Genomic DNA, 24,523 nt, shown 5'->3' with positions numbered 1-24,523 from the left:
CAAAAGCTAAATGCGCCCGTACCGGTCCTGAAAACGCACAATGTCGTCTTCTTCGAGGTAAGTGCCGGAACGCACTTCAATCAGGTCGAGGGGGATTTTCCCGGGGTTTTCCAGGCAGTGCGTGACGCCCAGCGGAATGTAGATGGACTCGTTTTCGCCCAGCAGTTTCACTTCTTCACCCAGCGTCACTTTTGCGGTACCCGCCACCACAATCCAGTGCTCGGCACGGTGATGGTGCATCTGCAAAGACAGGCCCTCGCCCGGTTTCACGGTGATGCGTTTCACCTGGTAGCGTTCGCCTTCGTCGATGGAATCGTATTTGCCCCACGGGCGATATACTTCGCGGTGGTTATGGTGTTCATGGCGGCCATCAAATTTGATTTGCTCCACCACTTTCTTCACGCTTTGCACGTGGTCGCGGTCGGCAATCAGCACCGCATCTTTGGTCTGCACAACAATCAGATCTTTCACGCCAACGGTGGTCACCAGACCGGATTCGGCATAGATGTAACTGTTCTCGGTAGAGTGGCTGATGACATCGCCGTGATGCACATTGCCTTGTTGGTTTTTGGTGCTGATTTCCCACAGCGATGACCATGAACCGACATCGCTCCAGCCCGCGTCCATCGGTACTACCACGGCGTCGGCGGTCTTTTCCATCACGGCGTAGTCGATAGATTCATCCGGGCAGGCCAGGAACGCCGCTTCGTCAACGCGCACAAAGTCGAGATCCGGGTCGATATTTGCCATCGCTTTTTCGCAGGCGCTGAGAATATCCGGGCGGAATTTTTTCAGCTCTTCCAGGTAGCGCCCAGCGCGGAACAGGAACATGCCGCTGTTCCAGTAATACTCACCGCTGGCAACATAAGCCTGCGCGGTGTCGATATCCGGTTTTTCGACAAACTGCGCCACGCCAAAGGCCACGGCATCCGCATCAGTGGTATTGAGACTGGCAACTTCGCCACGGCGAATGTAGCCGTAGCCGGTTTCTGGTAAGTCAGGCACGATGCCAAAGGTGACCAGTTTCCCGGCTTCGGCATACGGCAGGGCATTACGTACCGCACTTCGGAAGGCTTCTTCGTCCTGGATAACGTGGTCGGCAGCGAGGATCAGCATCAGCGGATCGGTATCCGGCTGGTTACGCTTCGCCGCCAGTGCAGCCAGCGCGATTGCCGGTGCGGTATTGCGCCCGGCAGGCTCCAGCACAATATTTTCCGTCAGCTTGTTCAACTCACGCAGTTGTTCGGCGACGATAAAACGGTGTTCTTCATTGCAAATCACCACCGGGCTTTCGCACTCGACGCCGTTTAAACGGCTAACGGTGGTTTGCAACATTGTCAGTTCGCCTTTCAGGCACAGGAACTGTTTCGGGTAAAGCACGCGGGACAACGGCCACAAACGGCTGCCGTTTCCTCCAGCCATGATGACCGGATAGAGTCTGGAATGAGTCATAATTAACCCTGAATGTCCGCAATAAATTGATTCAACACGCTGTTTTTCTCGAGCGTGCGCTCGGCATAGTCACATGCCACAGTGTTGTGTTCTGGAAGTTGCAGGCAGCGCTCTATGCCCTCGGCTAAGGCGTCAACCGATTCCGGTTCGACACACACCGCAATACCGGAAAACGCCTCACAAAGCTGGCCAAGCTCGGTGTCTGCTTCTGCGGTAATCACCGCATTGCCGCCCACCGCAAGAATGTTGGTCAGTTTTGATGGCAGCACGGCATCAGCCGCACCACGGCGCTGGATAACCAGATGGCAATCGGCGAGTTTTAGCAAAGCGGGCAGCGCGTCGTAAGGCTGCAACGGATGGAACACCACGTTGTGCAGCCCTTTGTCTTGTGTGAGTTTTTGCAGGCGAGCTTTGCCGCCTCCCTGGCCAACAATCACGAATACATACGGCTGGAGTGCAAAACGCTCCGCCACTTCAATCACCGTTTCCAGCCCCTGCTTTTCGCCGATGTTGCCGGAATAGAGGATGATTTTTTTATCAACCGGAAGTTGCAGGTGGGTTTGTACCGCCAGAATTTCTTCGCGGGAAATACCGTGAAAACGCTCCACTTCCGACCAGTTAGGGAAGAAGATCACGCGTTTAGGATCAACACCCTTTTCGGCCGCTTTGTTCATCATCGAACGGGAAATCGTCGAAACGTTGTCGACGTTATGCAGACCGCTCTGTTCAAAGCGCTGCGCCAGGCGCGCCACTTTGCCCTGCTTTTTGCCCGCCATTCCGAGGCCGAGCATCGCGTCGACTTCGTAATCCTGAATATGGAGCAAGGTGCGTGCACCGCTGAGTTTTGCGAGCAGGCGCATGCCCGGCACACAAAACAACGTCGGCACCACGCCGATAATGCGATCCGGCTTCCAGCGGCGTTGCGCCAGCAGCGGGAATAAAGAGCTCAGTGCAAAGCTGCCCAAATGAATCAGGCGCTTTAAGGTTGAAGGCTGCTTTGGTACATACAACGGGCAGCGCCAGACGGTGGCGGCCCCCACTTCTTTCTGGTACTTCCAGGCGGAATAATCGGGATGCACTTCCCAGACCGGATAGTAAGGTGGTGCGGTAATCACCCGCACCTCATGGCCCTGGCGCGTCATCCATTCCACCATCTCGCCGGTGTATTTGCCGATGCCCGTCAGCTCCGGTGAATAGTTAATGCCGTAGACCAGAATCTTCATAATCCGATGACCTTTTCTGTCTTACCAGCAAGGAAATAAGCGCGACTGTTGTCATGCACATCGCCGCGTGCAAGCCAATCAGCAGGTGTTAACCACTGATAATCACTGTGCTGCGCGTCCGGCAGTTGCAGCGCATCAGCGTCGACGCGCAGGCGAAACCCCAGCACGATGTAGTGCGTGGAAAATTCGGGGCCGGAGAAGTTGTCGTCATAGAAGTGCTGCCACACGCCGTAAAACTCACCGTCCTGCAGCGTGAGCGGCGTGCCTAATTCAGCCTCGGTTAAGCGCGCAAAAGCCCGCTCCAGCGTTTCATCTTTGCGTACCCGGCCACCCGGCACGAACCAAAAGTTCTGTGCCGGGCGCTGAGTGCGTTGCCCCAACAGGAACTCGCCGGCCTGATTTTCAACAATCAGATCGATGGAGAGAAGCGGCGTGGAGCGGACAACGGTGGCGAAGTCTTCAGCACTCAGAAACATCATTACCCCCGGAACCGTTGCTGGTTTTCGAGGAACCACTGGTAGGTGCTGGCAAGGCCAGGTTCCAGAGTGATTTCCGGATACCAACCCAAACGGCGCAGGCGCGTTACATCTAACAGTTTGCGCGGCGTGCCATCGGGTTTGGTGGCATCAAATACCACACGGCCACGGTATCCCGTGACTTTGGCGATGGTTTGCGCCAGTTCGCGGATGGTGCAATCCACACCGGTGCCGACGTTAATATGCGAAAGCATCGGCTGAGTGTTCTCCTGCCACACTTCGCTAGCCAGTTCCATAATGTGGATGCTGGCTGCCGCCATATCATCAACATGCAGGAACTCACGCATTGGAGTACCGCTGCCCCACACCACCACATCCGGCGAGTTTTGCTGTGTCGCTTCGTGGAAACGGCGCAGTAACGCAGGGATCACGTGCGAATTGCTTGGGTGGAAGTTATCGTGCGGGCCATACAAATTAGTCGGCATCACCGAACGGTAATCGCGACCGTACTGGCGGTTATACGACTCGCACAGTTTTATCCCGGCGATTTTGGCAATCGCATACGGCTCGTTAGTCGCTTCAAGCGTGCCTTGCAGCAGCTCGCTTTCCGCCATCGGCTGGTTCGCCATTTTTGGGTAAATGCACGATGAGCCGAGGAACAGCAACTTATTGACATTGTGCGTATGCGCGCTGTGAATAATGTTGCTCTCGATAATCAAGTTTTCGTAGATGAAGTCCGCCGGATAAGTGTTGTTCGCCACAATTCCGCCGACTTTTGCCGCCGCCAGGTAAACCTGGTCAATACGCTGTTCTGCAAAGAAAGCGTTAACCGCCGCGCCATCCAACAGGTTTAGTTCGTCACGGCTACGCAGCACCAGTTCAACGTCTGCACGTTGCTCAAGCTGGCGCACGATGGCGGAACCGACCATCCCGCGATGGCCGGCAACAAAGATACGTTGTTTATTCATGCTCAGGACTCCAGCGCGATGGCAACCTCGTAACCGTGGGACTTAAGCAACGAGTGTTTTTTCGCCGCTTCCAGATCTTTAGCGACCATCTCGCCAACCATCTCTTTAAGCGTGATTTCTGGCTTCCAGCCCAGCTTTTCGTGAGCTTTGGTTGGGTCGCCCAGCAGGGTTTCCACTTCAGCAGGACGGAAATAACGTGGGTCAACGGAGACAATCACGTCGCCTGGTTTCACGCCAGGTGCGTCGTGGCCCGTAACAGAAACAACGATGCCCTTCTCGTCAACGCCAGTGCCTTCAAAGCGCAGTTTGATACCCAGTTGCGCGGCTGACATTTCCACGAACTGACGCACGGAATACTGCACACCGGTGGCAATCACGAAATCTTCTGGAGTTTCTTGTTGCAGCATCATCCACTGCATTTTCACGTAGTCTTTGGCATGGCCCCAGTCACGCAGGGAATCCATGTTGCCCAGATACAGGCATTTTTCCAGGCCCTGCGCGATGTTGGCGATAGCGCGGGTGATTTTGCGGGTCACGAAGGTTTCGCCACGGCGTGGGGATTCGTGGTTGAACAAAATGCCGTTACAGGCGTACATGCCGTAGGATTCGCGGTAGTTTACGGTTATCCAGTAAGCATAAAGTTTGGCGACGGCATACGGTGAACGCGGATAGAAAGGCGTGGTTTCCTTTTGCGGCGTTTCTTGTACCAGGCCGTACAACTCAGAAGTGGATGCCTGATAGAAACGGGTTTTCTTCTCAAGGCCTAAGAAACGAATCGCTTCCAGTAGACGTAAAGTCCCCATCGCATCAACGTCGGCGGTGTATTCCGGCGATTCAAATGAAACCGCAACGTGGCTCATTGCGCCGAGGTTATACACTTCATCCGGCTGCACTTCGGAAAGAATACGGGTCAGGTTGGAGCTGTCCGTCAGATCACCGTAGTGCAGATGGAATTTAGGATTACCGGAATGCGGATCCTGGTAAATATGGTCAACACGTTCGGTGTTGAAAGAAGAAGCACGACGTTTAATACCGTGAACTTCATAACCTTTTTCCAGCAGCAGTTCCGCCAGATAGGAGCCGTCTTGCCCGGTTACACCCGTGATGAGAGCTACTTTAGTCATAATGGATTTTTCCTCTTTTAACATGTCGACATCCCCCTCACCCCAACCCTCTCCCCCAGGAGAGGGAGAACACCGAGCGGTCCCCTCTCCTGGGGGAGAGGGCTAGGGTGAGGGCGACGTTTAACCCCATTAGGGCGTAATACGTTCCCGAACCACTACAGCCGGGTTTCCCCGGCAAACGGCATTCGCCGGTAATGATTTATAAATACTGCTGCGCGCACCGACGACGGTGCCATTGCCAATCGTCACGCCAGGTGAAACAAATACATCTGTTGCCAGCCAACATTTCTCACCAATAACAATTGGTGTGGCAGTAATATCGAAATGTTTGCTCATATAATCGTGACTACCGGTACATAAATAACACTTTTGTGACACCACGGAATTTGCACCGATGGTAATATCACCCAGTGTATATAACACCGCGTCATCGCCCACCCAGGCATAATCGCCAAGAGTTAATTTCCATGGATAAGTAATTTTCACTGACGGGCGTATCACCACCCCTTTGCCAATTCGTGCGCCGAATAAACGCAATAAAAAGGCTCTCCAGCGATAAAATATTTGTGGCGACCAGGCAAATAATGTTGCTTGTACCGCCCACCACAGTTGAACCTTAATAGGGTGCCCGCCACGGAAACCTTTCGGTACCGAGAAGCCATTTAATTCTTGCATAATATTCTCTTATTCACTTTGTCGGATGGCGCTTACGCTTATCCGACCTACGGGTCAGTCGTAGTTGTAGGGTGGATAAGCGCCAGCGTCATCCACCTTATGCTTTGTTATAAAGTGCTTTAGCTTTTCCAGTGGTACGCAAACGAAGCCTGTAAGATAATTCTGCAATAAAACCCGGCACGCCTAATATTTTGCGCTGTACATTTCTTGCATCCCGGCACAGCTCAATATTATTTGAAGTCGACACACCACCCATGGAAAATTCGGACACCAGACCCTTGACGCGTTTAAATGCATAGCCTTTTTTATACATTCTGGCGGCTAACGCGTAATCAGATGAAACTTTATATTGCAGATCGTAAGGATATTTGCGCAGCCCAGACATCGGGAAAAATATCGCCTGATGGCTGGCGGGTAAACTATGATAAATATACCAGCCCTGTTTTGCCCGGCGTTCTATTTTGGTGCCATCACCAAAGTCTAATAATGCATCACCAATCACCATCGCATTATCGGTAAGCGGCATAGCAGCGAGCTGATGCGCGACAGTGATGATATCCGAATGGAAAATGTCACCTGAATTGAGGAACAAAGCATAACGGCCTTGAGCCATCTCAATACCTTTGTTCATCGCATCATAAATGCCGTTATCTTTCTCGCTAACATAGCGTAACTGGTACTGACCGTTGAGGTTTTCCAGAAATTCTGCCGTGCCGTCGTTTGAGGCGCCATCCACCACAACCCACTCAAATGTGATGCCTGGTGCCTTTGCTAAATGAGCCAGCGACTGCCAGGTTTTTTCTATACCGGCGAGATTTTTATAAGCAACAGTGATGACACTTAATAACATATTGGACCTCAGGTGTTCGTAATTTTGAGTGCCTTACGCAAAATAAATGGGCAAACAATTAAGAACGCATATTCAGGGCTAAATATTGAGCCGGTAAAAAAGAGTGATACAGGCGTAAAAAGCCATAATTGCACGCGGAAATTTTCATTATTCCCAAATGCCGTGCGCATCATTTTAACGACTTTCGACATATACCAAATTGTCAGTAATACTGCGAACCAGGAAAAATAAATAATCAGCAGATACAAACCATTGTCTACTGTTTTACCGACATCCGCACCGTTAAAGATTCCGAATGATGCGACATATTCATATAAAGATCCGAAACGAACCACCCCATCGATATTGCTCAATGAATATCCGACCATCGCTAACGGACCAATGATGCGATAATACGATGACGACCCTTCCGTTCCTAAATCGCCAAGACGCGTCGCGATATAAGGGAATGCGAATATCAACCCAACTAAAAATACGGAAAAAGAAATAATTGCCAGAGGCAACTTCTTCTTTATGGCATTTTTATTAAGGTACTGAAATACCCATTCAAGAAGATAAAACAGGATAAAAGTCATTACCCCTGAAAACGATCCTGAAAGAATTATCCCTGCCAGAATCATACCATCAATTTTTGGCGTTTTGATACCGAACTGTTTGATGCTGAGCCAAATTGAGATTAATGCCAGAGCAAAAAATGCTGGCTCAAAATACAATGCCGTCGTTCGCTTACCACCAAAGCTAATAAAGTTCAGAACATAGCTATTACTGTAAATAAGAAACTTCGAAATTTTCTCAATCAGGCTACTGCCGCCAGTCAGAATAATCTGTGCCATTTCCGCCGCAGCCAGCATCACAATAATGCCGACTACACCATAAAATACCCTTAGTATTTTATGGTGATTATGCTGTGAAATAGTTTTGAAGCGGCAGCTCCAGGTCATCGCCAGAATCAGCACGATATAAACAAACAATAGTGTCGAGGTGACATATTTACTGGCATCCAGCGATTGACCAAAGATGTAGTTAAATGCCGTCAGCCCCGCGCCAATGCCCAACGCAATCATCAATTTTTTTACGTTGATGCGTTCAATGTACAAAAAGAGGATCGCGGGCAAGAAGGTCACTATCGTTATCGGGAAGCTTTCCCCCAGTGAGGCCAACTTGACGTTGACCACCAGATAGATGAACGGCAGCAGCAGATAACTACAGATTTTGATAGAACGAGACATACTCCTCCAGCATCTGTTGTCCACTAAACGCCTGGCGACTGGCGCTTTTAAACGCCGGCAACTCTTTGCCAAACACCTGCTGCGCCAGTTGTTCTTTTGGCATTTTCACCAGTTCAAGCACGCGCCCATCGCTAAAGGTTTTACCACCGACTTTGCGCAGCACTTCATCTGCCGCTTCACTTTGCGTGGCTATCACCGGCACGCCAATCGACAACGCTTCGCACAAAATCAGCGGGTAGTTATCCACCTGCGAGCTAAACACCAGCGAGTCCATTTCATTCAGCTGGCTCATCAGCGCTTTTTTATCGGTCATGTAACCGTGGTTGACGACGTTCGCGCCGTTAAATGGCGAGAATTTACCGAAGGTGTGCAACTCGATTTCGTCGCCCAGTGCCATTATCGCCTGCACCAGTTGCTGATTGGTTTTGCCGTCATAACGTAAATCGTGCGCCACCACGGCGACTTTCGGTTTTGTTCGTGTTGCGTGCGTCAGCGGCAGTTCTGCCAGAATCGCTTCGGTCGCCACATCGATGCCGTTGTTAATGATTTTGCAGCGCCCTGCCCCGTAAATGCGGTTAAAGGCATCGGCTACGTGCTGGCTCGGGGAAATAAACTGGCAGCCCAGTGCTAACATTTCGCGAAACAGCTGGCGCTTGCTGTCGATCAGCAGATGAGCGCGGTCGCGCTTCACTGGCGGATAGTTATTCAAAGAAGGGCATTTTTGGCAGCCGGTTTTCCAGCCGTCGCAGCCGTCGAGAAACGCGCAACGCCCGGTAATGCTCCAGTGATCGTGCAGCGTCCAGACAAACGTGACATCCGGCTTATGCGCTTTGACGCGCTGGCAAAATGTCACCATCTCTTCGAGATTCAACCAGTAGCTGTGAACCACGTGGAAATGCAGAACCACCGGCTCCGCGCTACGCGTCACTTTGTGATACAGGTTATTGAGGTTGCCAAACGGGTCGCGGTTAAAAAAGCGAAATAGCACAATGTTGGCAATTGAAGTCAGGCGTGGCGTATGTTTTTCCACACCAGGGAATTTATCGTGGCTGGCGCTTTTCTTACCGCCTTTACCGTACCCGTAGATAAAACGTGAACTGAAACCCGCCGCGCGGGCGCGTTGGTGGAGATCCAGCGCCACACCCGCAGCACCGCCTTCGGCGAGGCGCACGTTAAATTGCATGATATTCATTTTATAACCTTTATCTGCGCTTTCTGGCCGACCACTAACGCCCCATCCGGCACGCTGTCCAGTACCACACTGCCCGCACCGACAGTCACGTTATGACCCAAAGTGATATCGCCAATAATCACCACGTTCGCGCCCAGTTCGACCCCGTTGCCAATCACCGGGCAGGCAAGATTTTTACCGCGATTGCCAATAGTGACGCCGTGACGAATAGTGAAATCATCGCCAGCGACCACGAATTTATTAATCACCACGGCATAACCGTGGTGAATGGTGAAGCGTCGTCCGATGGTGGCACCCGCCTGGATTTCATAACCAAACAGGCACTCGGTGATAAAGCGATACAGCAGGATGACGGGTGCAGCCCAGAGGTTGTTAATGACACTTTTTTTACGCCATACCGAGCAAAAGTGGGCGATGCGATAAGCCAGCACCATGCAGCATGGGCGAAGGCTCCAGGAGTTTGCGCGCAGATCTTCAAGCACCGTTATTTCCCCCGTAATCCATCAGCCAGGCGTTTGGTGTTACGCACACTCAGCAACGCTAATAAGGTGCGCAAAGACATGCGCTTATTGCGAATTTGATAGAGCGTAAACAGCTGGTATTTCTTGCTGGCGCGGTCGAATTTGTCTTTGTGCTTTTGATAGAAGTGAAAGTAACCGGCGAACTTTTTCGGGGATTTGGTTATCTGCATTTCGCCGTGGTTGATATGCAGAATTTGCGTAGCTTCTTCCACTTTCCAGGGCTGGCCGTATTCCACCACCATACGCAGGAAAATGTCGTAATCCTGAGCGGCAGCCAGAGAGGTATCAAACAGGCAGGCTTTGAAGCGATCGGCGTAGGTAAACACCTGGTTGCCGATGATATTGCGCTTATAAAACAGCTTTAAGGAAAACGGCGATTTCGGGTACAGCGGCAGGCTGGCAGGCTGCGAGTAAACCTGGCCTTCGCAAACATAGTCATTGGCATACAAGAAAGCGTGCGTCACCAGTTGGTGTTGATGCGCCAAAAAAACCGACAGACGGTTGGGCGTCCATTCATCGTCGTCGTCAATCCCGGTAATGAGTTCGCCCAAAGCCTGGCTGATGGCCTGGTTACGCACCGAACACGCACCAGAGTTGAAATCATTGCGCATGTAGCGCACACGAGCATCGCCGAGTTCGTCGACAAAACGCTGGAGCTGTTCAAAGGAGGAAGAACAGTCATCCACGATTAACATTTCCCAGTTTTCGTAATCCTGACGCAACACCGATTTGATGGCGCGGATCGCCAACTGCTGGCGGTTCCAGGTCGGCATATAGATAGAGATAAGTGGGCGTTTCATGACACTCCCCTTGAAATTTTTTATGACGAGTCAGTGGTAAACACCCCTCATCCCGGCCTTCTCCCTGAGGGAGAAGGAGCAATAGATCCCCTCTCCTGGGGGAGAGGGTTAGGGTGAGGGCGACAAACTTATCTATTTCGCATCAGATTTATATTCATACTCGTAGTAACCGTAATCCTCGTATCCTGCCGCGCGGCGGAAGATTGAGTTGAGGATCACGCCACGCACGGCGATGCCGTTTTGTTCAAAGCGGCTGAGGCTGGCTTCGACTTCTTTGAGCGTATTCACCGCATAACGCGCCACCATCAGCGTGGTGCCAGCATGGCGACCAACCACTGCGGCATCGGTCACGGCCAGAATTGGCGGGGTATCGATTAACACCAGGTCATAGTTCTTGCTTGCCCAGCTCACCAGTTCGCCAAAACGCTCGCTCATTAAGAGTTCGGAAGGGTTGGATGGCACCACGCCACGCGGCACGAGGTCGAAATTAGGCACCGAGGTTTTTTGTGCGCAGCGGGTAATATCTGCCTGGCCTGTCAACACTTCTGCCAGTCCATTGGTATTGGTCGTGCCCAGCAATTCGTGGGTATAGCCTTTGCGCATATCGCAGTCGATCAACAGCACGCGCTTGTTAGTCTGGCTAATTACCGCCGCAAGGTTGGCACAAACAAACGTTTTACCAATGGACGGGCTGACGCCAGTTAACATCAGCACATTGTTTGACGCCTGCATCATGGCGAAGTGCAGACTGGTGCGCAGGCTACGAATCGCTTCGATGGCCAGGTCCGTCGGGTTGCCCACCGCCAGCAATTGGCTCTGTTTATTGCGTTTCGCCCCTTTAACATTGCGCACAATGGCGTTGTCGTGGGATTTCTGCCATTCAGAAAGTGGGATACTGGCGTAGACACCAATTCCCGCTTCCTCCAGTGCCGCCGGGCTTTCAATGCCACGGTTGAACAGCGAACGTAACAACACGCCCATAATCGATAACATCAGGCCGAGAATAATGCTGCCAAAGATAATCAGCGCGCGTTGCGGTTTGACCATGCCCGGTTGGGTGATCGCCCCATCGACAATGCGCACATCGCCGACCGTGCTGGCTTCCGTGATTTTCAGCTCTTGCTGTTTGTTCAACAACTGCATGTAAACCTGCTGGCCGGACTCAACATCACGCGTTAAACGCACGATTTCCTGCTGAGTTTTCGGCATCGCGGTCACACGCCCGTTCAGGCGAGCTTTTTCCTCTTCCAGGGTCTGGCGCTTTTCCAATAGCGTGCGGTAAGCCGGATGCACTTTGGTGTAAAGCTTGGAGATTTCAGCCTCTTTGAAGGTCAACTCGTTGAGCTGCGCATCAATATTCACCATGGTGTCGAGGACAGATTTCGCTTCCAGTGACAGGTCAACGGAGTCTTGCTGTTGACGATAGGCGTTCAGTTTGTTTTCTGCCGCATCAAGACGACTGCGCACGTCCGGCAGTTGTTCGGCGAGGAATTTCAGGCTTTTCGCCGCCTCTTCCGATTTACGCTGGATGTTCTGCTCAAGATAGTTGCGGGTGATGCTGTCGAGGATGGCGCGGATTTGCTCTTTGTCTTCGCCGGTATAAGAGAGACTCAGCACCCCGGTGTCTTTGCCATTTTCGGCCACCGTCAGGTTGCCCTGAATTTGGTTTATCATGCCGAGCGTGGAGTATTTGGTCACCGTAAAGCTATCGCCAGGCTGTGCTTTAATCGCATTCACATTGATGGTGATGCCATCTTTGCTTAGCGGTTGCCCTACCTGCCCTTTCGCGCTGAGCCCGTTATCGCTGGTCAGTAAATACTGCGTTGGGCTGAGCACTTCCAGGGTAAAGAGATTTTTGCCCTGCCCTGCCGGAAGGGTAAAAGAGTCTACGACGACGGTGTCATTCTGACGACCTTGTAGCCGATCCCAACCGGCACCCAACAGCCAGAAACTGTTTTTCTGCACCGCAATATCAAGGTTAAGATCATCAACCGTTTTACCCAGCACCAGACGCGACTGAATCAGCTGAATTTCTGCGGCAGAGGCTGGTGGTTTGTTAGACAGTGCGGAGCTAATATTATTGACCAGTGAGTTACCAGCGTTTTGCTCGATTTGCACCAGGGCGTCGGCTTTATAAATTGGCGTGGCACACAGCGCATAAACCATCGCCAGCACTGCAAAGATTGCCGTGATCCCCAAAACCCACCAACGGGCTTCGAGAACCGTACCAAACAATCGGCCAATATCAATTTCATCATTGCCCTCAGTCGGGGCGCTCGAACGGTGTGATTTTTCTGTCATTGTTATCCCTGATGAGCGTTGAGTGCATGAGCCCATTTTTGGGCGCTCTGGTCCAGAAGACCGTAAACCGCTTCAAAAGCGTCGTGGCTTTTGCGATACGGGTCGGGAATTTCCCGCTCCGCATCCCAGTGACCAAACAACATCACCTTGCCGCGCATCTCTGGAGCCATTTCGCAAATTGCCGAAATATGGCGCTTTTCCATCGCAAGAATCAGATCGTATTCGCGACACAGTTTGCCGGAGATCTGTTTCGCGCAATGCCCCTCAAGTGAGAGGTTATGTTGTTGCGCCACACGTACAGCGCCAACATCCGCCCCTTTCCCCACCAGTGCCCCGAGCCCCGCCGAGGTCACGGTAAGCTGCGGGTGATAACTTTTCAGTAACCGCTCAGCGGTTGGGGAACGGCAGATGTTCCCCACACAGACAACCAATATTTTGTTGAACATAGCGCCTTACCAGGTATGGATATCTTTGACGGTGTCCGTCATATAACGAACGCCACTGATGGTTGGCAGCAGTTGGTTGATCAGACGGTTCCAGCGCGTGACCGGTGCGGTGGTGACATACACCACGTCATAAGGCTGCAACTGGAATTCGGTGCCCATCACCAGCGAAGTCGCATCGGACATATCAAGCTGATAAATGTTGGCAATTTTGCCGCCCTGCTTCTCTTTGATTGGACGAATCACAAAGATACCGCTGGCGTTTGAGGCGGTCATATCCAGACCTTCGGCCTGGCCGAGCGCTTCGGTCAGCGTCATGCCGCTGAAGTCCATTTTCAGGGTGGTCTGTTTCTTCACTTCACCCATCACGAACACTTTCAGATCGTCATTGCGTGGCACGAATAAAATGTCGCCAGGATAGAGCAGATGGTTCTGGCTCAGGTCACCGTTTTGCATCAACGCTTGCAGGGAAATCCGTTTTTCCTGGCCGTTGTGCGTCAGCACGACGTTGCGCCAGTCGGCAGCATCGGTCAGGCCACCTGCGGCATTGATCGCATCCAGAACGGTGAGCGGGACGTTGGTAATCGCCTGCTGCCCTGATTTGTTGACCTGGCCCGAGACGTACGCTTTTTGAGATCTAAACCCAGCGATATTAACGTCCACCTGCGGATCTGCGATGTACGTCGCAAGGCGGCTGGTAATATCACTACGAATTTCAGAAAGGGTTTTGCCGGTAACTTTCACTTTGCCGACATACGGATAGAACATGGTGCCGTCAGACTGCACCCAGTTACCGGCGTCGCTTGAGCTACGGTATTGGCCCGCAGGCGTGGTAAGTTCCGGGTGATCCCAAACGGTGACGTTCAGGACATCCCCTGGCCCTACGCGATATTGATAAGCAGAAATTTCCTGATCGAGGGACATATTTGGCTGCGCGACAGCCGGACGAACGCGTAATTGTTCTACCAGGCGCGGTGTTAACGGATACACGTTAACCATACGGTCCAGATTGAAATCTGAATCCTGTTGCTTGATAACATCTTTCCCCATCGTTGACATATTGCTTCCGGGGAGGACTGTGCAACCACTCATAAGGGTTACCGACACCAATAAAGGCATCAATTTAAGTTTGTATTTTATCATTGAGTATTTATCACTATGGCAGAGTAATTATCCTGAACGAATAAAATAAGTGACTCGTTAGGTTTATGAATGAGGCATGAATTGAAACCTGGTTGCCGTTAGGAATAACTGGCATCAATCCTAAAAAAACACTTATTTCCCGACATCCTATTGACAGAATAATTGAGGCTTATTCTCTGGCCTTCAAGCATGCTACCGCCCCTGGCTTGCAGCTACCAACCCACTAAAAATAAAATAGTTTTGTATACAGGAAATAATAAAAATACATCTATTATCAGATAACGATATCGATTGTTGCAGTTAAGCCTATATCAGGCAAGGCACCACCGAACAATATCGGGACTTTTAAGAATAATATTAACCGCACATTTATATCGCTTTAGGATTTTCTTTATATTGACAGGAAATTAATAAGTGGTACGTCAAACAATAATATACAGAACTATCTCATGTGAATTTCATTATAAGAAAATGCAATCGGCGTTTATTTCACAAAATAATGAATCGTTTACCATGGAAATTAAAAGGTTTTACGCGGAGGATTACCTGGCATTTAAGCGGTACAGGATTTATCCCACCCCTGACATTGCATTTTTTATCCTGGTTCACCATCATTTCATGGTGACATTTGTCATCTTTAGTGGAGCTACTGAAAAGCATATGGAGTGGATTGCCGACCCCTCGATTTGGGCAGGCTTGGTAACACTGGTCGTTATTGAGCTAGTCCTTGGAATCGATAACCTGGTGTTTATTGCTATTCTTGCCGAAAAATTACCTCCAGCCCAACGTGACCGCGCACGCGTAACCGGGCTTATCCTCGCCATGTTGATGCGCTTACTGTTGCTGGCCTCGATATCATGGCTTGTCACGCTGACTCGCCCGCTGTTTCATGTCGCCGATCTCGCCTTTAGTGCGAGGGATCTGATCATGTTATTCGGCGGGTTGTTCCTGATATTCAAAGCAACCGTTGAACTTAATGAGCGGCTTGAGGGCAAAGACAGCGAAAGCCAGACCCAGCGGCGCGGGGCGCGGTTCTGGCCCGTGGTGATGCAAATTGTGGTTCTGGATGCCGTGTTTTCGCTGGATTCGGTGATTACGGCCGTCGGGATGGTTGACCATCTACCCGTCATGATGGCGGCGGTGATTATCGCGATTTGCCTGATGCTGTTAGCCAGCAAAGCGCTGACACGTTTTGTGAATAGCCATCCGACTATTGTGATTTTGTGCCTGAGCTTCCTGCTGATGATTGGTTTTAGTCTGGTGGCTGACGGCTTTGGCTACCATATCCCGAAAGGTTATTTGTACGCCGCCATTGGCTTCTCAGTGATCATTGAAAGTCTGAACCAACTCGCCATTTTCAATCGCCGCCGCTTCTTATCAGCCGACCAGTCGTTGCGCCAGCGCACTGCTGAAGCCGTGTTGCGTTTGTTAAACGGTAAAAAGGAAGAGGCTGAGTTAGACGCACAGACGGCATCGTTGATTGCCGATCACGCGCAGCAAGACGAAATTTTCGAACCGCAAGAACGGCTGATGATTGAACGTGTGCTGAACCTGAACCAGCGCACAGTGAGCAGCATCATGACCTCACGCCATGACGTCGAACACATCAACCTGAGTGAGCCCGAGCCAGAGATCCGCGCGCTACTGGATAAAAACCAACATACCCGCGTGGTGATAACCGGAGATGACGATGAAATTCTGGGTGTGGTGCATATCATCGATTTGCTCCAGCAGTCGCTTAATGGCGAGCCGTTAAATCTTGAAGTGCTGATTCGCCAGCCACTGGTTTTCCCGGAAACACTGCCGTTGCTGACGGCGCTGGAGCAATTCCGTCATGGCCGAACACACTTTGCTTTTGTGGTGGATGAGTTTGGTTCCGTCGAAGGAGTGGTGACGATAAGTGACGTGATGGAAACCATCGCTGGTAATCTGCCCAATGAAGTGGAAGAGATCGATGCGCGCCACGACATCCAGAAAAACCCGGATGGAAGCTGGACGGCAAACGGCCATATGCCGCTCGAGGATTTAGTCCAGTACGTACCGTTGCCGCTGGAAGACAAACGTAACTATCACACTATTGCCGGGTTATTGATGGAATCGCTCCAGCATATTCCGGTCACCGGAGAAACGGTTGAGGTAGGGAATTTCCTGTTACGCACTCTGCAAGTGGAAAGCCATCGTGTTCAGAAAGTGCAGATTGTGCCGCTCGAGGACGATGAAGAGATGGATTACGAAGTGTAAGGCGCGAAGTTAATGTCGGGTGACGCTTCGCTTACCCGACCTACGAAAGAGATTTAGCCGTTGTAGGGCGGATAAGCGCAAGCGTCATCCGCCATATTGATGTGATTAAAGCTGCTTCAATAACTCTTTCACATCTTTCGAATTATTGCTGTCTTTGTGCTTATCCAGCCAGTCATTCAATCGACGTTTCGCTTCACCCTGCAACTGCTTGCGCAGTGCCTGATCCACTTGCAGAGAGTAATTCAGCTTCTGCCACGGGCCATACACGCGCAATGGGATTGGCGTGGTTTTCAGCACTTCAATCAGCTTGCTGTCCCCTTCCCAACCGCCCAGCACGGTGACATTAAACCGGGTATCACATTGCTGTTTGACTAAATCCAGTGAACCTTGCCCGGTCAGCTCCAGCATAGAAGATTTCCCTTCCATTTTCTTGAGCTCCAGATTGCCGTTATTGAGCCTGGCCTGCGCCGTGAGGTTATCAAGCGTTGTGACATTGTCGAAGTTTTGTTTAGCCTGCACATCGCTATTGCTGCGCGTTACCGCTTGCTGAATCAACTGCTGGAAGTTCATCCCCTGCATAGTGGAATTTGACAGAGTAATGCTCGCATCACCTTGCCAACTGCGGCGGAAAGCGTCGGCATTGAGTTTGTCGCCGTTAAACTCCCCTTCCATCGACAGCAAGCCAGACAGGGCAATCGGATAGTCGAAGGCAGTCAGAATCTGCCCGATCTCGATGTTGTCTACTTTCGGATGGAAGGTTAATTGCGGTGGATTGTTGCGAACATCAAGTTCACCCGGGAACGACATGCTACCGCGCCCCAGATTCCCCGTCAGCTCAGACACCGTCATCAGACCATACTGGTTAGTCATCGCCGATTGCACATCGGTGAAGTTCAGCCCGCGCCAGCGCACACTGGAAGCGGCAAGGTTAACCTGCGCACTAAAGCCGCGCAGGTTCTGGTAAGTGGTATCTTCAATTCCTGAGGCGATAATCGGCCGTGGCAACGTCGGTTGCTGTTGCGCCCGCTGTACCGCCTGGGTGTTGGTTACTGCATTCGCAGCCACCAGAGCATCGAGATTCAATTTATTGGAGCGGAGATTGAGCACCCACTGAGGTTTCTCTTCCAGCACCACACTCGCACTGCCTTGCAAATCACTGTCGTTCGCCGTCAATTGCAACTGGCTGAGTTCGAGACGACGCTCAGGTTCAATCCAGCGTGCCGTCATTGAGCTGGTGCCAGAAATCCCGTTAGCAGGAAGATCGGCCCCTTGAAGCTGGTAATTGAACTTAGAGATAGTGGCGCTAAGCTGCTGCGGATAATCGGCAGCATTCAGATCGGCGACCAACGACATGTTCATATCGCGTTGATCGCGGTTAATGCGGCTGCTCAGCTCAATGTGCGCCTGTTTTTTCTCATTCTGCTCCATTTGCAGATTGATATTACGCACCGTGATTTGCTCGTCACCGGTGTGCTGGAACACCAACACGCTGTCGGCAACTTTCAATTTGGCGATATCGAAAGACCAACCTCGAGTTTCGTCAGGTTCCGGGATATTGCCTGATGGGCCAACTGGGGCATCTTTCGCACGGCGCTCTTCAGTTTGCGGGGTAAGTTGAATCACCGCCCCTTTGAGCATCACCTGGTGAACTTTTAATTGGTGGGAAATCAGCGGAATTAACGCCACATCCAGACGCATGTTTTCAGCCGTGAGTAATGGCTGGCTGGCGCCGAGTGCCGTGAGTGACATACGCCCGGATAAAATACTCAGTTGTGGCCAGACGTGCCAACGCAGTGGGCCATCCAGATTCAACTGGTAGCCACTGCGTGATTCAACCTGGCGCACCATATATGCACGAAAGTCATTGGGGTTAACCAACAGCACCAACGCAGAAAGACCGGCTATCAGTACCACCAGCAAGATCATCAGCGTGGTTAAAAATCGTTTCATACAGCCCTCATACAGATGGGAACTCAGTCCTTATCAATACGGCTTGCAACCGCACCTTGCTGATCGCGATATTTTGCATCCTGGCGGCTGTTATAAGGGCGTGCCGCCGGGCCTGAGAGTGGCTCGAAGCTCAGTGCACCGATCATCATGCCAGGGCGTAAAGCCAGCGGTAGTTTACCGGAATTATAGAACTCAAGAACGATACAGCCATGCCAGCCTGGGTCAATACGGTGTGCGGTGACGTGCACCATCAGCCCCAAACGTGCCAGGGATGAACGTCCGTCTAACCAACCGACTAAATCAGCAGGCAGCGTAACGGATTCAAGCGTGACCGCCAGAGCCAACTCGCCAGGGTGCAGGTAGAAGGCATCGCCTTCGTTGAGGACAATTTCGTCGCTCATCACGCGTTCAAGAGCGGCGCTCACTTCATCTTTCGGGCCGCTTAAATCAATAAACGGTGCTGTATGGCCGCTGAAGGTACGGAATTTGTTCCCCAAACGGACATCAACAGTCGCACCGCTAATGCGTTCAACTGGCGGACGAGGGGTAATCGTTAAGCGCCCGTCATCAAGCCAGGCTTCTATATCGCGGTCACACAAACGCATCGTTGATGCTCCTTATCAAGCTCAGTTTTGGTTACCCTGCCACAGCGCGCCAGATATAGCCACGCTACGACAGGTAAATACCAGGGTTATTCAAAGAACTGACTGATTTTCGCCTTCAGAATATCAATGGCGATACGGTTTTTTCCCCCGCGCGGCACGATAATATCGGCATACTGCTTGGAGGGTTCGATGAATTGTAAAAACATAGGACGAACGGTTTTCTGATACTGGGCCATCACCGAATCCATTGAACGGCCACGTTCGTTAACATCGCGTTTCATACGGCGCATCAGGCAAATATCCAGCGGCGTATCCACAAAGATGGAGAAGTTCATCTCTTCGCGCAGGCGCGCATCGGTCAGCAACAAAATCCCTTCCAGAATTATCACTTTCTTGGGCATTAAGTGAACAGTGTTACCGGTACGGGTATGTTCCACATAGCTATAAACCGGCAGCTCAATCGGATTACCGGCTTTCAGCGACTGAAGATGCTGGAACAGCAAATTGTGGTCCATCGCGTTGGGATGGTCGTAATTGGTCTTGACTCGTTCTTCCATCGAAAGATGGCTTTGGTCTTTGTAGTAACTGTCTTCTGGAATGACACCAATGTGTTCATCACCAACCTGATCACGCAGTTCGCGATACAGTGTGCTGGCTATAAGACTTTTTCCTGAAGCCGACGCACCGGCTATCCCGATGATGACGCATTGATGGGACTTGTCAGTCATGTTGTAACGAGCCTTGTTGACTTAAATGTTGAGGAGGGGCGACGTGAGAGACGTCAAACGCGGCAATTATAGGGAGATCCGCCCGCTGATACCAGAGTAATGCGCTTTGGGAGGTGATTTAAGCTACCAGACAGATAAGCTGCACAAAGCAAAGGAATGCAAAGGAATCAATACCCGCGCAATAAGAATGGTTTTTCATGCAAAAGGAAAATAAGTCTGTCAAATATCAGTATTTATGACTTCTTGATGCTAATTTATGACCAGACTACATAGGAAATGTAAATTGTTTGTACTAGCATAAACCGAAACTTATCTTTTTATTTGCATCCGGGCATGGCACCTGGCGGCACGCCTTAACGGATTTGCGGTAATGATCAAACAAAGCACAAAAGAGTTATTCGCGATGCCTTCCTTCGTACTGCCTGTGGGGTTGGGGCTTTTAAGCTTTATATTTACCTGGTACTCGCTGGAATTATCTCTTGTAGGGACTGTTTTAGCCCCACTGTGGTTCCCGACCTCCCTAATGATGGTGGCTTTATTCCGCAATACTTTCCGTAAATGGCCCATGGTCATTGCGGTGTGTACATTAGGGAATCTCTGCGCTTCCGCTATTTTTCAGCCACTGCATGAGATTAGTCTCGGGTACACCATCATTAATATTATTGAGGCGTTGCTCGGCGCCTCATTAATGCGCCGCATGTTGCCGCAGCATAACCCGCTGCAAAACCTGAGCAATTGGGTCAAGCTGGTCATCTGTAGCGCGATCGTTCCGCCTATTGTCGGCGGCGTACTGGCGTTATGGCTGGCAGGTCCTGATAGCGGTAACCTCGCCAAAACTTTTTTCGTCTGGGTGCTCTCCGAAACTATCGGCGCGCTTGCGTTAGTGCCAACGGCGTTATTGTTTAAACCTGGCTATTTATTGCGCCATAAAAATCCCAATTTATTACTAGAAACCATATTCACTTTGGTCGTTACGTTGGCCCTTAGCTACCTGACACTGCGTTATATGCCGTGGCCATTTACCTTTATTATTGTGTTTCTGATGTGGAGTGCGATTCGCCTGCCACGTCTGGAAGCCTTTATTGTTTTCCTCGGCACATTGATGGTTGTTTCATTAATGATGGCTACTCACAACCAGGTCTCCATGGAGCCTCATACCACGGTAATGAATAATGCTCCGTGGCTCCCCTTCCTGATGATTTTATTGCCTGCCAACGTCATGACCATGGTGATGTATTCATTCCGTGAAGAGCGCAAGCACATCACTGAAAGCGAAGCGCGTTTTCGTAACGCGATGGTGTATTCCGCCATCGGTATGGCACTGGTTTCGACAGACGGCCAGTGGCTGCAAGTCAATAAATCGCTGAGCAAATTCCTCGGTTATACGGCAGAACAACTGCGTTCGCTGACGTTCCAACAAATCACCCATCCGGAAGATTTACACGCCGATCTACAGCAACTCAATATGTTGGTTAGCGGCAGTATTAATAGCTATTCGATGGAAAAACGCTATTACACCAGTAAAGGTGATGTGGTGTGGGCGTTACTGGCCGTTTCTATCGTGCGTGACGTTGACGGTTCCCCACTCTATTTAATCGCGCAAATTGAAGACATTAACGACCTCAAACATACCGAGTGGGTGAACAAACGTCTGATGGAGCGCATCACGCTGGCTAATGAAGCAGGCGGCATTGGTATTTGGGAATGGGATCTGGGGAGCGATGTTATCAGTTGGGATAAACGCATGTTCGACCTCTACGAAGTCCCGCCACATGTGAAACCAACATACGCTTTGTGGCTTGAACGTATTGTTGCAGATGACGCGGCCGCTGCTGAGAAAACGGTGCGCGATGCCCTACAAGCTCGTATTCCGTTTAAGATGGAATACCGCATCCATGTTAAAGAAGGCGTTCGCCATATTCGTTCGCTGGCAAACCGCGTGCTGAATAAAAATGGTGATGTTGAGCGCCTGCTCGGCATCAACATGGATATGACGGAAGTTAAGCAACTGAACGAAGCGCTGTATCAGGAAAAAGAGCGTCTGCACATCACGCTGGACTCCATCGGTGAGGCCGTAGTTTGTACCGACGTCGATATGAATATCACCTTTATGAACCCGATCGCCGAAAAGCTCAGCGGCTGGCCGCAACAGCAGGCTATCGGCCAACATATTCTGGCTATCCTGCACATCACTTTCGGCGACACAGGCCCGGTGATGGAAAACATTCATAGCGGCGATTATTCACGCACCACCATCGAACATGAGGTGGTTCTGCATTGCCGTAATGGCGGCAGTTACGATATCCATTACAGCATCACGCCGCTCACCACGCTCGATGGGCAAAGTATCGGCTCAGTGCTGGTTATTCAGGATGTGACCGAATCGCGCAAAATGCTCAAACAGTTGAGTTACAGCGCCTCGCACGATGGGCTAACCCACCTTGCCAACCGCGTCAGCTTCGAAAATCATCTCAAACGTTTGCTGCAAAGTGCCGGAGAAAATCGTCAACGCCATGCCCTGGTGTTTATCGACCTCGACCGCTTTAAAGCGGTAAACGACACCGCAGGTCACGCTGCTGGCGATGCGTTACTGCGTGAATTGTCGTCATTGATGCTCAGCATGTTACGCACCGGCGATTTCCTCGCGCGCCTGGGTGGCGATGAATTTGGCTTACTGCTGCCTGATTGCTCATCGGATAATGCGCGCCATATTTCTGAGCGAATAATCCAAAGCATTAACGACTATCACTTTACGTGGAATGGGCGTTTACATCGTATCGGCGCAAGTGCCGGTATCACGCAAGTTGATGCCGACAACCGTATTGCGTCTGAAGTACTCTCGCAGGCAGATATTGCCTGCTACGCCTCGAAGAATGGCGGGCGTGGCCGGGTTACGGTGTTTGAATCTTCACAGCACAGCATCCGCAAAGAGAACCAAAACCTGCCGATGGATGAGCAAAAGCGCATCATTAACGACAGCCCAATCCTGATGGTCGCCCGTGCCATTGCCCCACCGCGCATCCCGGAATCGACCAGTTTCTATCTGCTGTCATTACGTTTCTGGGGAAGTGACGACGCGGTGCTGGATGAGTCTGCATTCCGCGCCGCAGTAACGGACAAAGAGCTGCAATGCACGCTCGATCTGCGGATTTTCGAAGAGTTCTTCAGTAAATATGCCCAGCCAGTGACCAATAAAGGCTTTGGAGTGGCGCTAGCCCTCTCCTCTCACGGTCTCGCCAGTGACAAAGTGGTCGATGAAATCCTGGCACGTTTAGCGCGCAGTGTGTTGCCAGCACGCTTGCTGCACCTGGTCATCCATTGCGAAGCACTGCAGAGTGAAGATGAAAAAATTGACAGCAACCTGCAACGCCTGCGTGACAGCGGCTGCCATTTAATCCTCAGTCACGTCGGGCGTGACCTCGACATCTTTAAACGAATTTCACGCCAGAAGTTCAGCTACATCATTGTTGATGAGGAACTGATTCAGAACGTGCATTCCAACCTGATGGACGAAATGATGGTCACCATTATCCACGGTCATGCACAGCGCCAGTTCCTGCAAACCATTGCCGGGCCAGCCGATATGCCGATGGTAATGGACACGCTTTCCGGCATCGGCATCGACCTGATCTATGGTGAAGCTGTCACCCAACCGCTGCCGCTGGAGATGTTGCTTAATACCAGCTATTTCGCGATTAACTGATTCCCTGTGGGAATTGGGATTCAATCGGGAATATCGGGGTGCCAACCCTCGCTATACCAAATATGCAACAACGCATAAGAACGCCAGGGTTTCCAGCGGTCGGCATAACGGCGAATTTGCGCCGGTGTCATGCCCGGGAATCGTTGCTTAATCAGGTAATCATCGGCCAGGAAGACATCGCTGGCCTGCCAGCCGCGTAAAGCAATGTAGTTTGCTGTCCAGCGGCCAATGCCTGGATACGTTGTCAGCGCCTTGACCCCTTGTTCCACATCTGCAGGGCACTGTTGCGGAAATACCCCTGCCACCATTAAACGCGCCAGATGGATAATCGCTTCGCCGCGTTTAAGCGGCATTCCCAGGGCTTTGAGCTGTTCAGGGCTTAATGATGCCAGGCGCTCGGGCGTTGGGAAAATCCGCCAGTTCGGGTCTTCGGCCATTGGCTCACCAAAAGCTTGCGCCAGTTTGCTGGCGAGTTTTGCCGCCATCGCCACACTCACCAGTTGACCTAAAATCGCCCGTATCGACTGTTCAAAAGTGTCCATACAACCCGGCAAACGCAATCCTGGGCGGGCCGCCGATAAATCCCCCAGGCTTTCAAGAATGATCTGCGGCTGGCATTCGAGATCCAGCAGTTGCTTTATACGTTGCAGAACTTCACTGGCAACCGGCTGCAAACCTGCACTCAGGGTCACATTCAACTGACAGGCCGCTTCGTCAGGAACTAGCGTCAGTAATCCCTGATAGTGACCGAGTGCAAAGCTGCGGCAGTAACGTGTTTCACTGACGGTTTCAATGCCACTGACCGCGCGGCCAGCCAGAAATCCAAACATCCACTGCCAGTCATAAGGCGGGTTGTAGTTCAGTTGATACATTATCTCGTCCTGTGGTTCGTTAACTTC

The 24,523-nt window shown here is 51.2% G+C and carries 20 protein-coding genes; 2 read left to right on the top strand and 18 right to left on the bottom strand.

Translation table 11 applies throughout. The annotated features are described in order from the left end of the window. Positions 1-6: 6 nt before the first annotated feature. The 14 genes from cpsB to D8682_RS23900 all read right to left on the bottom strand — a co-directional run bounded on the left by cpsB (position 7) and on the right by D8682_RS23900 (position 14,397). Complete coding sequence (cpsB, locus tag D8682_RS23965; protein WP_121815302.1) at positions 7-1,452, bottom strand: mannose-1-phosphate guanyltransferase; 1,446 nt, start codon at positions 1,450-1,452, stop codon at positions 7-9. Between the two features lie 2 nt (positions 1,453-1,454). Next, positions 1,455-2,675 (bottom strand): WcaI family glycosyltransferase, encoded by a 1,221-nt coding sequence (locus D8682_RS23960; protein ID WP_121815301.1) that lies wholly within the window; start codon positions 2,673-2,675, stop codon positions 1,455-1,457. Continuing rightward, positions 2,672-3,151 carry a GDP-mannose mannosyl hydrolase gene (locus D8682_RS23955; protein ID WP_064545212.1) on the bottom strand — a complete coding sequence of 160 codons (480 nt, stop codon included), beginning with the start codon at positions 3,149-3,151 and terminating at the stop codon, positions 2,672-2,674. Before D8682_RS23955 ends, D8682_RS23960 begins: the two co-directional genes overlap by 4 nt. Positions 3,152-3,153: 2 nt before the next feature. Continuing rightward, positions 3,154-4,119: a GDP-L-fucose synthase gene (locus tag D8682_RS23950; protein ID WP_121815300.1), complete on the bottom strand. Its 966-nt coding sequence runs from the start codon at positions 4,117-4,119 to the stop codon at positions 3,154-3,156. A 2-nt stretch (positions 4,120-4,121) separates the two neighbouring features. Beyond that, positions 4,122-5,243: a GDP-mannose 4,6-dehydratase gene (gene gmd / locus D8682_RS23945; protein ID WP_064545254.1), complete on the bottom strand. Its 1,122-nt coding sequence runs from the start codon at positions 5,241-5,243 to the stop codon at positions 4,122-4,124. 129 nt (positions 5,244-5,372) lie between these two features. Then, positions 5,373-5,918 (bottom strand): colanic acid biosynthesis acetyltransferase WcaF, encoded by a 546-nt coding sequence (wcaF, locus tag D8682_RS23940; RefSeq protein ID WP_121815299.1) that lies wholly within the window; start codon positions 5,916-5,918, stop codon positions 5,373-5,375. A gap of 97 nt (positions 5,919-6,015) precedes the next feature. After that, positions 6,016-6,768 carry a colanic acid biosynthesis glycosyltransferase WcaE gene (gene wcaE, locus D8682_RS23935; protein WP_121815298.1) on the bottom strand — a complete coding sequence of 251 codons (753 nt, stop codon included), beginning with the start codon at positions 6,766-6,768 and terminating at the stop codon, positions 6,016-6,018. Positions 6,769-6,776: 8 nt separating this feature from the next. Next, a complete protein-coding gene (gene wcaD, locus D8682_RS23930) occupies positions 6,777-7,997 on the bottom strand; it encodes a colanic acid polymerase WcaD (RefSeq protein WP_121815297.1) in 1,221 nt (406 codons plus the stop codon). Next, positions 7,972-9,189, bottom strand: a complete 1,218-nt coding sequence (locus D8682_RS23925) for a glycosyltransferase (protein ID WP_121815296.1) — start codon at positions 9,187-9,189, stop codon at positions 7,972-7,974. Before D8682_RS23925 ends, wcaD begins: the two co-directional genes overlap by 26 nt. Next, positions 9,186-9,671: a colanic acid biosynthesis acetyltransferase WcaB gene (gene wcaB, locus D8682_RS23920; protein ID WP_074388546.1), complete on the bottom strand. Its 486-nt coding sequence runs from the start codon at positions 9,669-9,671 to the stop codon at positions 9,186-9,188. The genes D8682_RS23925 and wcaB overlap by 4 nt, the downstream gene beginning before the upstream one ends. 2 nt (positions 9,672-9,673) lie before the next feature. Continuing rightward, positions 9,674-10,510 (bottom strand): colanic acid biosynthesis glycosyltransferase WcaA, encoded by an 837-nt coding sequence (gene wcaA / locus D8682_RS23915; RefSeq protein ID WP_064545201.1) that lies wholly within the window; start codon positions 10,508-10,510, stop codon positions 9,674-9,676. A 132-nt stretch (positions 10,511-10,642) separates the two neighbouring features. After that, positions 10,643-12,811 (bottom strand): tyrosine-protein kinase Wzc, encoded by a 2,169-nt coding sequence (gene wzc, locus D8682_RS23910; RefSeq protein ID WP_121815295.1) that lies wholly within the window; start codon positions 12,809-12,811, stop codon positions 10,643-10,645. Between the two features lie 2 nt (positions 12,812-12,813). Continuing rightward, positions 12,814-13,257 (bottom strand): low molecular weight protein-tyrosine-phosphatase Wzb, encoded by a 444-nt coding sequence (gene wzb, locus D8682_RS23905; protein ID WP_064545197.1) that lies wholly within the window; start codon positions 13,255-13,257, stop codon positions 12,814-12,816. 6 nt (positions 13,258-13,263) lie between these two features. Further along, positions 13,264-14,397 carry a polysaccharide export protein gene (locus tag D8682_RS23900; protein ID WP_064545195.1) on the bottom strand — a complete coding sequence of 378 codons (1,134 nt, stop codon included), beginning with the start codon at positions 14,395-14,397 and terminating at the stop codon, positions 13,264-13,266. A 660-nt stretch (positions 14,398-15,057) separates the two neighbouring features. Between D8682_RS23900 and D8682_RS23895 the strand changes: the two genes are divergently transcribed. Continuing rightward, positions 15,058-16,638 (top strand): TerC family protein, encoded by a 1,581-nt coding sequence (locus tag D8682_RS23895; protein WP_121815770.1) that lies wholly within the window; start codon positions 15,058-15,060, stop codon positions 16,636-16,638. Positions 16,639-16,743: 105 nt separating this feature from the next. Here D8682_RS23895 and asmA read toward each other — a convergent pair whose 3' ends face one another. The 3 genes from asmA to udk form a co-directional block, all read right to left on the bottom strand. Then, positions 16,744-18,588, bottom strand: coding sequence for an outer membrane assembly protein AsmA (asmA, locus tag D8682_RS23890; protein WP_121815294.1), 1,845 nt, complete (start codon positions 18,586-18,588; stop codon positions 16,744-16,746). A 23-nt stretch (positions 18,589-18,611) separates the two neighbouring features. Further along, the gene (gene dcd / locus D8682_RS23885) at positions 18,612-19,193 is read right to left on the bottom strand and encodes a dCTP deaminase (RefSeq protein WP_064545189.1); all 582 of its coding nucleotides are present in this window, start codon (positions 19,191-19,193) and stop codon (positions 18,612-18,614) included. An 86-nt stretch (positions 19,194-19,279) separates the two neighbouring features. Then, positions 19,280-19,921, bottom strand: coding sequence for a uridine kinase (gene udk / locus D8682_RS23880; protein WP_064545187.1), 642 nt, complete (start codon positions 19,919-19,921; stop codon positions 19,280-19,282). A 370-nt stretch (positions 19,922-20,291) separates the two neighbouring features. On the opposite strand from udk, the gene D8682_RS23875 reads away from it, so the two are divergent. After that, entirely contained in the window at positions 20,292-23,624 is a 3,333-nt protein-coding gene (locus tag D8682_RS23875; protein ID WP_121815293.1) for a diguanylate cyclase, read from the top strand. A gap of 20 nt (positions 23,625-23,644) precedes the next feature. On the opposite strand, the gene alkA is transcribed toward D8682_RS23875, so the two are convergent. Beyond that, positions 23,645-24,496 (bottom strand): DNA-3-methyladenine glycosylase 2, encoded by an 852-nt coding sequence (gene alkA, locus D8682_RS23870; RefSeq protein WP_121815292.1) that lies wholly within the window; start codon positions 24,494-24,496, stop codon positions 23,645-23,647. Positions 24,497-24,523: the final 27 nt, after the last annotated feature.

The organism is Buttiauxella sp. 3AFRM03 (assembly GCF_003675305.1).
In the GTDB taxonomy this organism is placed as follows: Bacteria; Pseudomonadota; Gammaproteobacteria; order Enterobacterales; family Enterobacteriaceae; genus Buttiauxella; species Buttiauxella ferragutiae.
Note: the sequence above shows the minus strand (reverse complement) of the source record. Positions and strands in the feature narration are given on the sequence as shown.

Bases quoted from the DNA above. Each gene is read 5' to 3' on its own strand.
- cpsB (WP_121815302.1), bottom strand. From the start codon at position 1,452: ATGACTCATTCCAGACTCTATCCGGTCATCATGGCTGGAGGAAACGGC.
- D8682_RS23960 (WP_121815301.1), bottom strand. From the start codon at position 2,675: ATGAAGATTCTGGTCTACGGCATTAACTATTCACCGGAGCTGACGGGC.
- D8682_RS23955 (WP_064545212.1), bottom strand. From the start codon at position 3,151: ATGTTTCTGAGTGCTGAAGACTTCGCCACCGTTGTCCGCTCCACGCCG.
- D8682_RS23950 (WP_121815300.1), bottom strand. From the start codon at position 4,119: ATGAATAAACAACGTATCTTTGTTGCCGGCCATCGCGGGATGGTCGGT.
- gmd (WP_064545254.1), bottom strand. From the start codon at position 5,243: ATGACTAAAGTAGCTCTCATCACGGGTGTAACCGGGCAAGACGGCTCC.
- wcaF (WP_121815299.1), bottom strand. From the start codon at position 5,918: ATGCAAGAATTAAATGGCTTCTCGGTACCGAAAGGTTTCCGTGGCGGG.
- wcaE (WP_121815298.1), bottom strand. From the start codon at position 6,768: ATGTTATTAAGTGTCATCACTGTTGCTTATAAAAATCTCGCCGGTATA.
- wcaD (WP_121815297.1), bottom strand. From the start codon at position 7,997: ATGTCTCGTTCTATCAAAATCTGTAGTTATCTGCTGCTGCCGTTCATC.
- D8682_RS23925 (WP_121815296.1), bottom strand. From the start codon at position 9,189: ATGAATATCATGCAATTTAACGTGCGCCTCGCCGAAGGCGGTGCTGCG.
- wcaA (WP_064545201.1), bottom strand. From the start codon at position 10,510: ATGAAACGCCCACTTATCTCTATCTATATGCCGACCTGGAACCGCCAG.
- wzc (WP_121815295.1), bottom strand. From the start codon at position 12,811: ATGACAGAAAAATCACACCGTTCGAGCGCCCCGACTGAGGGCAATGAT.
- wzb (WP_064545197.1), bottom strand. From the start codon at position 13,257: ATGTTCAACAAAATATTGGTTGTCTGTGTGGGGAACATCTGCCGTTCC.
- D8682_RS23900 (WP_064545195.1), bottom strand. From the start codon at position 14,397: ATGATAAAATACAAACTTAAATTGATGCCTTTATTGGTGTCGGTAACC.
- D8682_RS23895 (WP_121815770.1), top strand. From the start codon at position 15,058: ATGGAGTGGATTGCCGACCCCTCGATTTGGGCAGGCTTGGTAACACTG.
- asmA (WP_121815294.1), bottom strand. From the start codon at position 18,588: ATGAAACGATTTTTAACCACGCTGATGATCTTGCTGGTGGTACTGATA.
- dcd (WP_064545189.1), bottom strand. From the start codon at position 19,193: ATGCGTTTGTGTGACCGCGATATAGAAGCCTGGCTTGATGACGGGCGC.
- udk (WP_064545187.1), bottom strand. From the start codon at position 19,921: ATGACTGACAAGTCCCATCAATGCGTCATCATCGGGATAGCCGGTGCG.
- D8682_RS23875 (WP_121815293.1), top strand. From the start codon at position 20,292: ATGATCAAACAAAGCACAAAAGAGTTATTCGCGATGCCTTCCTTCGTA.
- alkA (WP_121815292.1), bottom strand. From the start codon at position 24,496: ATGTATCAACTGAACTACAACCCGCCTTATGACTGGCAGTGGATGTTT.